Origin of the sequence: Alcanivorax sp. (assembly GCF_040119285.1) — a bacterium.
Lineage (GTDB): Bacteria > Pseudomonadota > Gammaproteobacteria > Pseudomonadales > Alcanivoracaceae > Alcanivorax.
In genome coordinates this window covers 42,914-57,868 of the sequence record NZ_JBEDTY010000034.1, presented here as the reverse complement: position 1 = coordinate 57,868, position 14,955 = coordinate 42,914, and the positions used below count along the sequence as shown (strand labels likewise).

The following is a 14,955-nucleotide window of genomic DNA, read 5'->3' as shown; positions in this document are numbered from 1 at the left end:
GAGGAAGCCGGCGCAGCGCGGCCACGTCAAAGCACAGGTGCTGCCACGCTAACGGTTTTCGTCAGGCAACGGTAACGGGGCGTGGCGTTTAACTCTTGGCACAGCATTGTGAGGGGGGCATTGCGTTAATATCATTCCCTAAAATGCGTGGCGAACCTTTTCTTCGCGCAGCTCATCCCGGATCGCATCACTGACATGCTAGAATGAATTCTGTTCACATGTCGATAATACCATCCCCCTCTCATCAGCCGCTTTCATTTCCAGGAGCCTTTATGCTCTCCGACTCCGGTCGCTTGCTTCGTCTTTCCCTGGCTCTCGCTCTCGGCGGCTTCGGTATTGGCAGTGGTGAGTTCGTGATCATGGGGCTGATGCAGCGCGTTGCCACCGACTTGCAGGTGCCGGTCGCGGATGTGGGCTATGCCATCAGCAGTTATGCATTAGGAGTAGTGGTGGGCGCCCCGCTGATTTCCGCACTGGCCGCCCGCCTGCCACGGCGAGGCCTGTTAATCGCCTTGATGCTGATGTTCGCGGTGGGCAATATGGCCAGCGCCCTGGCCACCGATTTCTGGGCCTTTGTGGGGCTGCGCTTTCTCGCCGGGCTACCCCATGGCGCCTACTTTGGCGTCGCTGCGCTGGTGGCAGCCTCGGCGGTGCCCTACCACATGCGCGCCCGAGCCGTGGCCCGAGTAATGAGCGGGCTAACCATTGCCATCTTGGTTGGCGCGCCGCTGGCCACCTGGGCAGGCAATCTGTTTGGTTGGGAAATAGCATTTATTGGTGTGGGTGTGATTGCACTTTGCACCGCGGCCTTGATCCGCCTTTGGGTGCCTGTGCAAACGCCGGACCCTAACGCCAGCCCGCGCCGTGAACTGTCGGCACTGGTCAAACAACGGGTGCTATTTACACTGGGGGTCGCCAGTATCGGTTTCGGCGGCATGTTCTCGGTGTTCAGCTATGTGATGCCCACCCTCACCGAACAAGCAGGTATGGCTGAAAGCTGGGGCCCCATGGTACTGATGATTTTCGGTATCGGTACCATCATCGGTAACTTTGCCGGCGCCCGCGCAGCCGACGGTAATCTGCTCCGGGCCATTGCACTGATACTGATCTGGTGCGCCCTGATTCAAATCGGTTTTTACTTTGCTGCTAACTGGGCTCTGACGGGCATACTCTTTGTGGGGCTGGTGGGCACCAGCATGGCGTTGGGGCCGGCACTGGCGATGGGCGGGTTGCTGATTTTTCTGGCCGGCCGCAGCCTGGAAAAGCGTAACGCTGGCACGGCCAACCCAATATCGGCCGGCACAGACTGACGCTCAGTAACGGAACAAATAACCCACGTTAACGGTGGTCAGGTCATTATCGTCGTCATCCAGGTGTAGCCATTCCACCGTCAGGGCATTGCGTTCGTTAAGCTTGATCGACGCTCCCATACCGTAAGAAGGATCGCTGGCCACGTCCTCTTCGGTGTCCCCACCGGCCACGGTAATCTCGCGCTTCACCGAGGAATGCCCAAACAATAGATAGGGCGACACCGGCAAGCGGTAGCTCAGCCCCATTTTCAAGTAACCACCCACCAGCCATTGCGGGTCCACCGTCACCCGGGCAGCGTCAAGTCCACCCTCATCGTCACCAACACCATAGCCGAGCCGAGCTTCCAGCCCGATCAGAGTGCTGTACTGCCAGCCCCACACCGCCTGAACGCTGCGCGGCTGAGCATCGTCCCCAGCGACCACCTGTTGATCAAGCAGGTTGAATTGTACACCGGCATAGCCGGGCAACACGGGGGCATTGCTGGCCCACACCGGCGTGCTCGCCATCGCCCATACCGCTGCCAGTCCGAATAGACTTTTCCATCCCGTTACCATGGTCGCTCCCTAGGTTGATGCGTAATGCCTTACGCTTCACGCCACTAATATTAGATCTAAAACCCCAAGGCTAAAACTGCAAGAAGAACCGCTATGCGATAGGTTTCGGCTTCGGGTATTTTCCTTCTGACATCGAGCGTGAGGCATGAGGCGCCTCGCGTCTGAAAGATGTACATGAATCGAAAAAAGGCGCCCAGACGTGGGGTTCAAAGCCCTCATGGCGCAGGTGCCATAACAGACTACCGGCACTCACAGCAGCAACCGGCGACGATTAAGCTAGCAAATAAAGACTGAAGGAAAATATATTTCACCGTGGCGATAGCCGCGTTATGGGGGCATTCATAACGACCTCGCCCAAGTCCATTTGGCATTGGCTCTGTGCATGATTACTGTGCCGCGAATTTTGCGCCCGCGCCTATAACGGCACGTCGAAGGTGTGTTTTTTGTTACCAGCAACCGTTACCTCACCCCAGCGGACAAGGGCTCGGGTTGCACGAACTTACCGGTTACCGGGAAACGCACTTCAACCAATAGCCCACCATGGGGGTGGTTGGCTAAGCGGATCTCACCGTGGTGCATATCCACAATCCGTTTCACTATGGCAAGGCCCAACCCACTGCCACTCAAGGTGCGAGCCTTTTCACCCCGAGAAAAGGGCTGCAATAACAACGGAATATCCTCTTCGCGCACACCACGGCCGTGATCTCGCACCGTCAGCAACACCTTGTTCTCGGCCACGGCAGTGCGCACCTCCACCGGTGAAGCTCCATACTTGAACGCATTCCCCACCAGGTTCGCCAGCATCCGCTTTATGGTCAGGCGCTTGAGCATAAGCCGGGGCAAGTCATCCAGGTCAAACCGCAACTGTTCCGGCGAATACTTGCCGGCCACTTCCTGAATGAGATCATTCAGGTTTTCAAAATCCGGCTGCTCATCAGCGCCATCACGGATAAAGGAAATAAACTGATCGAGGATCGCGTCCATATCCTCAATGTCTTCGATGATGCCTTTTGCCAGCTCTTCGTCCTGCATGAACTCCGCCGACAGACGCAGGCGCGTGAGTGGGGTACGCAAATCATGAGACACCCCGGCCAGCAACAACGCTCGATCTCGCTGGGCATGCTGCAAATCACGGATCATGCGGTTAAAAGCAGTATTTACCGCCAGAATTTCATCCGGGCCGGTGCTGGTATCCAACACCGGTACCGCTTCACCACGCCCCACTTTCAAAGCCACCTTGGCTAGCCGACGTAACGGTAAATTCAGCCCTCTGGCAATCAGCAAGCCACCGATAATCGCGAGCAAAGGCACCGTCACGCCCCAGCCCAACAGCAGGTAGCGATCGTAATCCCGGAAGAACGCCATCGGCACGCGCACCCATTGCTTGCCAAACGACGCCGCATTGACCCACACAACAGGTTGCCGGTTGTCTTCCAGCCGCACCGTCACCGGTTCGTCCAGCATCCCTTCCAATTCTTCTTGAAAACGCCCCACCACCGGGCGCGACAACAGCATGGTGCCATCGTGAAGTTTTTCCGGAATCGCCACGGTAATTCCGGTGGCACGGCCCAACCGTTCGGCCAGGTCCGCATCCGCCGCCGCCCGCGAATCATCAAACGCCAGCTCCGCCTGCAACACCGTCAGGCGAGCGTATTCACGGATACCCGGCAGGTAGGCGTTACGGGCAAAGAACCACAACGTCAAAGCTTGACTAATACCAATCACCAGCCCCACCACAATGGCGGAACGAACAAAAGCAGTACGAGGATAGAGGGTCATCAAGGAAGCTTACACGCAACACGCCTCACACAACATGTGCGCGAGGCGTGTTGCGGCTCTCAATCAGGCACAAACACATACCCCACACCCCAAACAGTCTGGATGTAGCGGGGTTTGGAGGGATCGTCTTCCAGCAGGCGGCGCAGGCGTGACACCTGCACGTCGATAGAGCGTTCCATGGCGGACCATTCGCGCCCACGGGCGAGGCTCATTAGCTTGTCCCGGGTCAACGGCTCGCGGGGATTTTGCAACAACGCCTTAAGCACGGCGAATTCACCCGTGGTCAGGCTTTGCGGGTCACCGTCGCGGGTTAGCGTGCGGTTAGCCAAATCCAGCAGCCAAGGGCCAAACGTCACCGATCCTTCTTCCTTGCTGGGCGCTCCGGGCAATTCACGCACATGGCGGCGCAGCACCGCGCGGATGCGGGCATTCAGCTCCTTGGGATTAAAGGGCTTGGGCAGGTAATCATCGGCCCCGGCATCCAGGCCTTCAATCCGCTCGGCATCATCGCCCTTGGCGGTGAGCATAATGATCGGCATGGCGTTGTCAGCTTCGCGTAGACGCCTGCAGATAGACAACCCGTCTTCGCCGGGCAGCATCAAATCCAGCACCATCAGTGAATACAACTCGCGGGAAAGAGCACGGTCCATTTGCTCGGCATCACCCACGGCCTTCACCGTGTAGCCGGCTTCTTCGAGAAAACGTTGCAGCAGGCTGCGCAGTCGCGCATCGTCATCCACGACCAGAATCTTGTCTTGTTGTTCGCTCACGGCGCCTCCGAAGGTTTCACTGGTCCCTGATTTACCCGTTGCGGACCGAACGTGCAAGAAAATGGCACGAAGAGATTGTATAAAAACATTGCCAGCGGTGAAGATAGGCGCGGCCGATAGGCACCGTTATAAGAAAACGCTAGAGTACCTAGCTGAGAATTATTATCGATAAAGGATTTCCCTTGCGAGACCGCTTGAAACAGCTCCCCCCCGTTGCCCGCGTTATTCTGGGCTCGGTCCTGGCAATCATCTTGCTTGTCATACTCAAACCGTCCGCGCCCACCCGCGACGTGGCCTACAACAATGCTCGGGTGCGTTTTGAGCTGGCAGATCCCCAAGCACGCTCGCCGCAAATTCAGCTGTTCGGGCGGGTGCAATCCCCCCGTGCTGCCGGCCTGACTTCCGTGGTCACCGCTAATGTGGACAGCATTCCCGTACGGGCTGGCCACCGGGTTTCCAAGGGCCAAGTGCTGATCCAGCTGGACGACACCGAAGCCGCCCTGGCCCGTGACAGCGCCAAGGCCACCCGTGACGAAGCCGCCGCTCAACTGGAAACCACCCGGTTGCGCTACCAAAGCGACAAAAAAAACCTGACATTGGAAAAGAGGTTGGCCAGGTTGTCAGCGGATAATCTGGAACGCATCCAGTCCCTGCGTGATCGCAAGCTGGTAGCCCAAACTCAGCTGGACCAGGCCGAAGAAGCCCAGGCGCGGGCGGATCTGTCACTCAGCCAGCGCCAACTTAGTGTCAGCGATTTTCACAATGAACTGGCGCGCATGGAGGCCCGGTTGGCCAGCGCCGAAGCTCAGCTGAAGCAGGCGGAGATTGACCTGGGCCGGACCACCGTGAATGCGCCCTTCGACGGCACGGTCACTCAAGTGAGTGTAGCCCCCGGCGAACGGGTGCGCCCCGGCGAGCCCCTCATCAACCTGTTCGCTGATACGGAACTGGAAGTCCGCTCACAAATTCCCGACCGCTATCTCCCCGCTGTCCGTGAAGGTCTGATTGCAGGCGACCTATCTGCCAGTACTCAATTGGAAGGCCACACCCTGCCCCTGAACCTGAAACGGCTGGCAGGGGATGCCGCCGCCGCCCGAGGCGGTATCGATGGTTTGTTTGCGTTCAGCGGCGACGGCGCCAAAGGCGCGCCCACCGCGGCCTTGGGTCGCCCGTTAACCATCACCCTGACATTGCCTGCCCAGCCGCAACTGCTGGCACTACCGGCCACCGCCCTGCATGGGCTGGACCGCCTCTATCGCATTGACGCCGATAACCGCTTGCAGCGGGTGCCGGCCCGGATCGTCGGCGAGGCTATAGAGGGCGACCAGTCGCGGCTTTTGCTGCGCGCTGACTCCCTTGAAGGTGGCGAACGCATTATGACCACCCAGCTCCCTCAGGCCATCGTCGGTCTGGCTGTGGACGCGCAACCGGTGCCCGGCAGTAATGCCGAACCAAAGACCCATAACGCTATAAATAAAGATAGCGCCAACCGCACTCCGGCAAGCGAGACCGAGCAGGATAGCGAGGATAGCGATAGTGAGTGAGTCGCGAGGCCTGATCGCCAACTTCACCGAACACAAGGTTGCGTCCAATCTGCTGATGGTGCTGATGATCATGCTCGGGGTGCTGGGCTTGACCCGGCTTAACACCCAGCTGTTTCCGGACTTCGACTTTGAATACGTCACCGTCACTATTCCCTGGCGTGGCGCCAGCCCGGAAGATGTGCAGCGCTCCATTACCATACCCATTGAGCAAGCACTGAAAACCTTGCCCAACACCCGCAAGTTGATTGCCCGCTCTCAGCAGGGCGCCAGCGCCATCTTTATTGAACTGGAAGACGGCAGCGACCTGGGCTTGGCCCTGGACGAAGTACGCCAGCGCATCGACTCCATCCGTAACCTGCCCCAGGACGCGGAACGCCCGGTGATCCAGAAAATCACCCGCTATTCACTGGTCACCTCGATTCTGGTATCCACGGAAAACGGCAGCCGCGAAGAGCTGCGCCCGCTGGTGCGGGAAATGGAAGACGAACTATTGGCGCTGGGGGCCGGCAAAATCGAATTCATCGGCCTGCCCGAAGAAGAGATGGCGATACAGGTGCCCACCAGCACCCTCCATGACCTGGGCATGACCCTCGGGCAGATTGGCGACAAAGTGCGCAGCTTCAGCCAAGACACCCCTGCCGGCACTGTGGGCCGCGACGATGCGGCCAAACAACTGCGTGCTCTGGGTCAGCGACGTGACGAAAAGGCGTTTGCCGAACTCCCGCTTATTACCACCGCCGACGGCCAGCAGCTCAGCTTGGGCGACGTGGCAATCATCGAACGGCGCCCCCGCGACGACCAGGCAACGCTCACCTTCGAAGGCAAGCCGGCCATCGAACTACAAGTGATGCGCGGCGAAGACGACGACATGCTCGATCTGGCAGAAAAGGTCCGCACCTGGGGAGCAGAGCACAAACACTCGCTGCCCAAGGGCGTCAAAATGACGTTCTACTTCGAAGCCTGGAAACACGTACAAGAGCGCATCTCGACCCTGTTATGGAATGGCATCTCCGGGCTGGTACTGGTCATTCTCACCCTCTACTTCTTCCTCAATGCCCGGGTGGCATGGTGGGTCACCGTGGGCATTCCTGTGTCGTTCATGGCCACCCTGGGCATTCTTTGGGTGTTCGGCGGCACCATCAACATGATCAGCCTATTCGGCCTGATTTTGGCTCTGGGCCTGATTGTGGATGACGCCATTGTGGTGGGCGAAGACACCCTCACCCATCTGCAGCAAGGGGAGTCCCCTCAGCGCGCAGCCCTGGGGGGTGCACGACGCATGTTCTGGCCTGTGGTAGCCTCGTCGACGACCACCATCGCCGCCTTTCTGCCGCTGGGAATGATGGGCGGCGCCATGGGCAAGATTGCTTTTGATATTCCCTTCGTCATGATCTGCGTGATCCTTGCCTCCTTAATGGAATGCTTCCTGGTACTGCCGGGGCACTTACACCATAGTTTCCGCGGTATCGAGGTAAAAGCCAGCGGCTTGCGCGAACGCATTGACACCGGCTTCAACCGTTTCCGCGATGAGCGTTTCCGTCCCTTGGTAGAATGGTCCATTGCTCACCGCAAACTGGTCAGTGTTTCTGCCGTTTGCGCCTTTATTGTCGCTCTATCGTTAGTAACCACCGGCTGGCTCAAATTCACCTTCTTCCCGCCGGTGGACGGCGACCAGCTACGCGCCGTAGTGGAGTTTTCCTCCGGCACCGACAAGCGACAGGTGAACACCTTCCTTGCCGAGCTGGAACGCACCCTGGAAGACACCAACGAGGAACTGGGTGGGCATCTGGTCCACACCATTATCAGCCACCATGGTGCCGCTGCCGGCTTCCCTAATATCGGCGGGCGCCAGGACAAATTTGGGGACGAATACGGCACGCTGGTAGTGGAGGTTTACACCGGCTCGGACCGGGAAATCTCCAACGACGAACTCATACAGACCTGGCGTACAAAACTGTCCATGCCCGCCGGTTTGGATCAGCTTACTATCACCCAGGCACAAGCCGGCCCCCCGGGCAAACCCATAGAGGTAAAGCTCACCGGCAGTGATGCCACCACCCTGAAAGCGGCGTCCCTAGCCCTACAGGAACGCCTAGAGCAATTCTCCGGTGTCAGCAACGTGGATGACGACTTGCCCTACGGCAAGGAACAGCTGACCTTTGAGCTGACCGCCCAGGGCCGCGCTCTGGGACTCACCCTCAGTGAGGTAGCCAGCCAGCTACGGGCCGCCTTCGACGGCAGCCTGGCCCAGCTCTATAACGAAGAAGATGAAGAAGTGGAAGTGCGGGTGATGCTGCCGGATAGCGAACGCCGACGCTTCAGCGCCATTGAGCGCCTACCGATCATCACCAACCAGGGCGAAGCCATCCCCCTTCGCGACGTGGTTACCTTTGACGCCCGCAAGGGGGTCGATTTGTTGCGCCGGGTTAATGGCGAACTGGCGGCCACCGTGTACGCGGACCTGGATCCGGAACAGGGTAACGCCAACGAAATCATCGCCACACTCAACGAGGGCATCTTACCGGAATTGAAGAGACGATATGGCATCGGCGTTGGCTACGAAGGCAAACTGCAGGAACAAGCGGAAAACCTGCAAGATCTGGCCACCGGCGCCCTGGTTGGCCTGGCCATTATCTATATCGTGCTGGCCTGGGTGTTCAGCTCCTATTCCTGGCCGCTGGCGATCATGACAGCGATCTTCTTCGGCCTCACCGGTGCGGTCATCGGGCATGTGTTCACCGCTCCATTCGGCATCAAGTTCTCCATGTTCTCGGCCATGGGTCTGTTCGGGCTGTCCGGCATTATCGTCAACGACTCCATTGTACTGGTGAGCTTTTACCAGCAACTGGTAGCCGAAGGCATGGAGCGCTTCCAGGCGATCACCGAAGCCTGTGTGCGCCGCCTGCGAGCGGTGCTGCTCACCTCCATCACCACCGTGGCCGGGCTCACTCCGATTCTGTTCGAAAGCTCCCTGCAGGCCCAGTTCCTCAAGCCCATGGCGGTCAGCCTGGTGTTCGGGCTGCTGTTCGGTACCGGGCTGATTCTGCTGGTGGTGCCTGCCATGCTGATGTTAATCGAAGAACAGCGCGACCGCTTCCACGGACTCAGCCAGCAGCTGGCATCACACAACTGGGGCAACCTGCTACAGCGGGCCTGGCGCTTCGACCCGACACATTACCGCCAGCAACCCGGTCCCCAGGGCCTGGGTGGCAGCCTGTGGTGGGCCATGCTACTGGCGCCCTTGCTGCTGCTGAGAGTATTCGCCAATTTGCCCCTACTCAAGGCGGCCGCCAGCGAAGACGCCAACCTGCTTTTGGTCGCCTCCGCCGGGATGCTCTGGTTGCTAATGCTTGCGCTGGGGGCGGCCTTTCTGTGGTGTCTATTCCGCAGGCGCCACCTGGCACTGGTGCTAGCGCCGCACTGGTTGCTGATAACCGGGCTGGGCAGCCTCATCATTGCGGCCTTGGCACCGCTGGCGGGGCATCACGGCGACGTGCTGGCCAACAGCTTCTGGGCCCTGGCCCGCTGGACGCTGGTGACTGCCCTAATTGTGTTGCCGATTCTGCTATGGGGGCGGCGGAGCGCCCGCACGTTGACGAGATAAAGTGTCACCCCACAAGCAGCAAGCCGTAACGCGAGAAGACTCGTTGCGCAGCGACTATCCTTGTCGCTGCGCAACAGTGAAAGCGATCGCGGGCAGGCCCCAGAGTTCGGCAATGTCCTGCCCGTGTCGTAACTTGAGGCTTCTGGCGACACTCTGCGGCACACAGGTGCCATAATTCGACAGCTTACCTTTTGAGCAGTCGCTGGTATGATTCGCGACTGGATTGAGACATACATAAAAAAACAGCCGACGGAATCTCTACCGGCTTGAGGAGAGCAGCATGGCCAAAATTCTTGTGGTGGACGATTCCCCAACCCAGCTGACCAACCTGGTTAAGATTGTCCAACGCCAAGGCCATGATGTTGTCACTGCCAGCAACGGCATGGAAGGGATAGAAAAAGCCAAGCAAGAACAGCCTGATCTTATCCTGATGGATGTGGTGATGCCGGAGCTGAACGGCTTCCAGGCCACCCGAAAGATAACCCGCGACCCTGTCACCGCGAGCATCCCGATAATTCTGGTAACCACTAAAGATCAGGAAACGGACAAGGTTTGGGGCGAACGACAAGGCGCTTTCGGTTATGTGGTGAAACCGCCACAGGAAGCGGAACTGGTCGCCAAAATCAATGAAGCTCTGGCCTAAGGGATCATCTGCGGCCCATAACCCGCGCTGACCAAGCGTCCATGGCCTTCACCGCAGCCACAGCCGCTTTTACAAGTCAATCTATCAACGACCGGATTCATTCCTTATGATTCCGGTCGTTTTGTATTTGAAGATCGCTTGCACGCAGCACGCTTGCAGACCGTACGCCGTCAGGATATATCATGCGTAGTATCGAACAGATTATTGCCGAAGAAATTGGTTGCCAGGAACGCCAGGTCAACGCTGCCGTTGCCCTCCTCGACGAAGGTTCCACCGTCCCCTTTATCGCCCGTTACCGCAAAGAGGTGACCGGCGGGCTGGACGACACCCAGTTGCGCAACCTGGAAGAACGGCTGCGTTATCTGCGCGAGATGGAAGAACGCCGCGAGACCATCCTGAAGAGCATCACCGAACAGGAAAAGCTTACCCCGGAACTGGAAAAAGCCATTAAGGCTGCCGACACCAAGACCCGGCTGGAAGATCTCTACCTGCCTTACAAGCCCAAGCGCCGCACCCGCGCCCAGATTGCCCGCGAAGCTGGACTGGAACCGCTGGCCAACGGTCTGATGGACGACCCTACCCAGGACCCGGAAGCACTGGCCGCTGGCTACCTGAACGAAGAACACAAGATTGCCACCGCCAAGGATGCCCTGGATGGTGCCAAGCAGATCCTCATGGAACGCTTTGCCGAAGACGCCGAGCTGCTCACCCGTCTGCGCACCTTCCTCTGGGACAAAGGCCAGATCCAGGCCAAAGTGGTAGACGGCAAGGAAAAAGACGGCGCCAAGTTCAGCGATTACTTTGATCACAGCGAAACCCTCAAAGGTATCCCCAGCCACCGCGCATTGGCTCTGTTCCGAGGCCGTAATGAAGGCATCCTGCATGTCTCCATGGTGCTGCCGGAAGAGCTGGAAAATGCTCAACCGCATCCCTGCGAAGCCATGGTCACTGCCGTAGCGGACTGGCAGCACGCCGGCCGGGCCGCCGATGACTGGCTCAAGGAAGTGATGCGCTGGACCTGGAAGATCAAGCTCAATACTCATCTGGAAACCGAATTGCTGGGCCGAGTGCGAGAAATGGGTGAAGAGGAAGCCATTCAGGTTTTCGCCCGTAACCTGAAAAGCCTGCTGATGGCCTCCCCCGCCGGGCCCAAGTGCACCATGGGCCTGGACCCTGGCCTGCGTACCGGCGTAAAAGTGGTTGTCGTGGATGCCACCGGAAAGCTGCTGGAACACACCACCATCTTCCCGCACCAGCCCAAGAAGCAGTGGGATCAATCCCTCAGCAAGCTGGCCGCCTTGGGCAAACAGCATGGCGTGGAATTGATCGCCATCGGTAACGGCACTGCCAGCCGGGAGACCGACAAGCTGGCCGGCGAAGTAGTGAAATTGCTCAAGGATCAGCCGATCCAGAAAATTATCGTTTCCGAAGCTGGCGCCTCGGTCTACTCTGCCTCGGAAATGGCGGCCCTGGAATTCCCGGAGCTGGACGTGTCTTTCCGTGGCGCGGTATCCATTGCCCGCCGCCTGCAAGACCCACTGGCCGAGTTGGTAAAAATCGATCCGAAAGCCATCGGTGTTGGCCAGTACCAGCATGACGTAAGCCAGGTAAAATTGTCCCGCTCACTGGATACCGTGGTGGAAGACTGTGTGAACTCGGTGGGCGTGGATGTGAACACTGCCAGCGCCCCCTTGCTGGCCCGCATTGCCGGGCTTAACAGCACCATCGCCGGCAACATCGTTTCGTTTCGTGAGAAGAACGGCGCCTTTGCCAGCCGTGCCAACCTGAAGCTGGTGCCGCGCCTGGGCGACAAGACCTTTGAGCAGGCAGCCGGTTTCTTGCGCATCATGAACGGTGAAAACCCGCTGGACAGCTCCTCGGTGCACCCGGAAGCCTACCCGGTGGTGGAAAAAATTGCCGAGCAGCATGGCCGCCCCTTAAAGGATCTGGTGGCTGATGTACCTTTCCTGAAGAAGGTCAACGCCGCCGACTTCACCGACGATAACTTCGGCTTACCCACCGTCACCGACATTCTCAGTGAACTGGAAAAACCCGGCCGCGATCCGCGACCGGAATTCAAGGCCGCAGTCCTCAAGGAAGGGGTGGAAACCCTCAAGGATCTCAAGCAAAGCATGATCCTGGAAGGCACCGTCACCAACGTGACCAACTTCGGCGCCTTTGTGGATGTGGGTGTTCATCAGGACGGTCTGGTGCACGTATCCGCGCTGGCGGACAAATTCGTGGAAGATCCGCACCAAGTGGTCGCCCCCGGTGATATCGTTAAAGTGAAAGTGCTGGACGTGGATCTAGACCGCAAACGCATCAGCCTGACCATGCGCATGGACGATCAACCCACGGAGAAATCCAGCGGCCAACGCCCCACCAGCAACCGCGCCAACCAGGCCAACAAAGGTAATAACCCACGCCGTGGTGGTGGTAATGGTGGTGGTCAACGCGCTGGCGGCCAACCCCAGGGCGGCGGCGGCACCTTCGCCGACCTATTTGCCAAGGCCAAGGAAGAGAAGCAGAAGAAGGACAGCAAGAAGCGCTCCTGAGTGGAACGACTTCTCAGCGTCATTCTATTGCCCCATGATTGTCGGAATTCCGTCACACCCGCGGCCGGTCCCTTATCTGGCCGGCCGCACGACAGGCCCCAACCATGAAGCATCTTGAACAGCGAATTCATGCCCTGCTGAATTCAGATGCCGCAGCCACCTTGGCCGGCATTCGTCGAGGCATCGAAAAAGAAAGCCTGCGCATCACCACCGATGGCACCCTGGCGCAAACGCCGCACCCTCGTGCCCTGGGCTCCGCGCTGACACATCCGTACATCACCACGGATTATTCTGAAGCCCTGCTGGAATTTATTACGCCCCCGAGTACCGAGCTGCACAAGCCGATTGAGTTTCTAGAGCAACTGCACCGCTATGTATACAGCCATATCGGCGATGACGTGCTGTGGGTAAATTCCATGCCCTGCATGATCGGCAAAGACAGCGACGTACCCGTAGCCCAATACGGAAGTGCCAATGTAGGCCGTATGAAAACGGTGTACAGAGAAGGGCTCGGCCACCGCTACGGTCGCAAGATGCAAACCATTGCCGGAATTCATTACAACTTTTCCTACCCGGAAGCATTCTGGAAACTCAACCAGCAACTGGAAGGTGATAACGCACCATTACAGGATTACATTTCCCGTCGCTATTTCGACCTAACACGTAACTTCCAGCGCTACTCCTGGTTGCTGGTCTATCTGTTCGGGGCCTCCCCCGCGCTGTGTGCTTCTTTCCTGGCCGGGCGCGAGCACGACTTGCTGGAGCGCTTCGATCACTCCCTGTATCGCCCCCAGGCCACCAGCCTGCGCATGAGCGACCTGGGCTACCAGAACAACGCCCAATCATCGCTGGCGATTAGCTACAACAATCTGGATGAATACGTCAGCACACTCACTCATGCCATCAACACCCCGGAGCCGGCCTACGAAAAAATGGGCGTTAAAGTCACCGACGCCGATGGCAACGAGAAATACCAGCAACTCAACGCCAATATTCTGCAAATCGAAAACGAGTACTACTCGTCGATCCGCCCGAAACGCACCATCAAACCCGGCGAGCGCCCCACCACGGCGCTGAAAGAACGGGGCGTGGAGTACATTGAAATCCGTGCGCTGGATTTAAACCCGTTCGAGCCGGTGGGCATCAACCAGCAAGAAATCCGTTTTCTGGATCTGTTTGCCACCTATTGCCTGCTGCGTGAATCGCCGCAACTGGAAAAATGCGACCTGCATGCCAGCAAGGAAAACCTGCGCAAGGTGGTTTACGACGGTCGCAATACCGACATCCAGCTATACAACTGGGGCAAGTCGGTGAGCCTAAAAGACTGGGCATCAGAAAAACTGACGCAAATGCAGCCCATCGCCGAGTTGTTTGATCGCGCCCACGGCGGCAACAACTATGCCGAGGCGCTGGCGCACCAACAGGAAAAAGTCGACAACCCCGATGCCACTCCGTCTGCACGGATTTTGGAACAACTGGAGAGCCGCAATCAGGGCTTTTTCCAGTTCGCCATGGAGCAGGCCTTGGCCCACCGCGATCATTTCCTGTCCCGCCAGCGCTGCGACGCCACCAACCAGCAGCTGGAAGCGCTGGCCGCCGACAGCTTGGCCGAACAAGCCGCTGGCGAAGCCACCGATCAACAATCCTTCGAGGAGTACCTGGCGGATTACTTCCGCGATTAGCCCTCCGCGAGATCCGAACTCGCCCTGCGGATCAACCGCAGGGCGGAAATCGGCACCGGCCAGCTTACCGCCCTCATCAACATCACGTTGCATTGCAACACATTCCGTTGCGTAGCCCACCGTTAACGTCTCAGTCAAATCGCGTTTGTTGCTTTTGCACAACAAAAATGCGGACTCGCACGCTATGCAAACCGCGCCGTAGTGCTACTCTCGATAGAACGTGACAAGGAGCAATGGCATGTCTCTGAATCGGGAACAGTGCGAGAAAGCGTACAATCAGGGCTGCATGTGGGGGATGTCCGGCGGAGACAGTAATCGCTGCCCCTATGCGGAGGCGCCACTGACGCAATGGTGGTTCGACGGCTGGCAGGCAGGCATTGACGCCTGGCATGACAGGAACCTGCAGCACGAAAACGCCAAACAAGCCTGACACAGATCCGCAAAGGGATTCGCCTCACTCTTACGCCTTGTTGAGAAACGATCCCTGCACGCGAAGATAACGGCCGCGGGGCG

The 14,955-nt window shown here is 58.5% G+C and carries 10 protein-coding genes; 7 read left to right on the top strand and 3 right to left on the bottom strand.

Annotation, left to right across the window (positions count from 1 at the left end):
• Positions 1–272: 272 nt before the first annotated feature.
• Positions 273–1,310, top strand: a complete 1,038-nt coding sequence (locus ABNH10_RS12735) for an MFS transporter (RefSeq protein WP_349386288.1) — start codon at positions 273–275, stop codon at positions 1,308–1,310.
• A gap of 3 nt (positions 1,311–1,313) precedes the next feature.
• Here the strand turns inward: ABNH10_RS12735 and ABNH10_RS12730 are convergent, their stop codons facing one another.
• The 3 genes from ABNH10_RS12730 to ompR form a co-directional block, all read right to left on the bottom strand.
• Positions 1,314–1,865, bottom strand: a complete 552-nt coding sequence (locus ABNH10_RS12730) for an outer membrane beta-barrel protein (protein ID WP_349386287.1) — start codon at positions 1,863–1,865, stop codon at positions 1,314–1,316.
• A gap of 459 nt (positions 1,866–2,324) precedes the next feature.
• On the bottom strand, positions 2,325–3,644 hold the full coding sequence (locus ABNH10_RS12725) for an ATP-binding protein (RefSeq protein ID WP_349386286.1): 1,320 nt from the start codon (positions 3,642–3,644) through the stop codon (positions 2,325–2,327).
• 59 nt (positions 3,645–3,703) lie between these two features.
• A complete protein-coding gene (ompR, locus tag ABNH10_RS12720) occupies positions 3,704–4,414 on the bottom strand; it encodes an osmolarity response regulator transcription factor OmpR (protein ID WP_349386285.1) in 711 nt (236 codons plus the stop codon).
• 194 nt (positions 4,415–4,608) lie between these two features.
• On the opposite strand from ompR, the gene ABNH10_RS12715 reads away from it, so the two are divergent.
• From ABNH10_RS12715 to rmf, 6 genes are all read left to right on the top strand, one after another.
• Positions 4,609–5,958 carry an HlyD family secretion protein gene (locus ABNH10_RS12715; protein ID WP_349386284.1) on the top strand — a complete coding sequence of 450 codons (1,350 nt, stop codon included), beginning with the start codon at positions 4,609–4,611 and terminating at the stop codon, positions 5,956–5,958.
• The gene (locus ABNH10_RS12710) at positions 5,951–9,562 is read left to right on the top strand and encodes an efflux RND transporter permease subunit (RefSeq protein WP_349386283.1); all 3,612 of its coding nucleotides are present in this window, start codon (positions 5,951–5,953) and stop codon (positions 9,560–9,562) included. Before ABNH10_RS12715 ends, ABNH10_RS12710 begins: the two co-directional genes overlap by 8 nt.
• Positions 9,563–9,842: 280 nt before the next feature.
• On the top strand, positions 9,843–10,205 hold the full coding sequence (locus ABNH10_RS12705) for a response regulator (RefSeq protein WP_349386282.1): 363 nt from the start codon (positions 9,843–9,845) through the stop codon (positions 10,203–10,205).
• Between the two features lie 182 nt (positions 10,206–10,387).
• A complete protein-coding gene (locus tag ABNH10_RS12700) occupies positions 10,388–12,760 on the top strand; it encodes a Tex family protein (protein WP_349386281.1) in 2,373 nt (790 codons plus the stop codon).
• A gap of 104 nt (positions 12,761–12,864) precedes the next feature.
• On the top strand, positions 12,865–14,442 hold the full coding sequence (gshA, locus tag ABNH10_RS12695; protein ID WP_349386280.1) for a glutamate--cysteine ligase: 1,578 nt from the start codon (positions 12,865–12,867) through the stop codon (positions 14,440–14,442).
• A 238-nt stretch (positions 14,443–14,680) separates the two neighbouring features.
• Positions 14,681–14,872 carry a ribosome modulation factor gene (rmf, locus tag ABNH10_RS12690; RefSeq protein WP_349386279.1) on the top strand — a complete coding sequence of 64 codons (192 nt, stop codon included), beginning with the start codon at positions 14,681–14,683 and terminating at the stop codon, positions 14,870–14,872.
• Positions 14,873–14,955 lie beyond the last annotated feature (83 nt).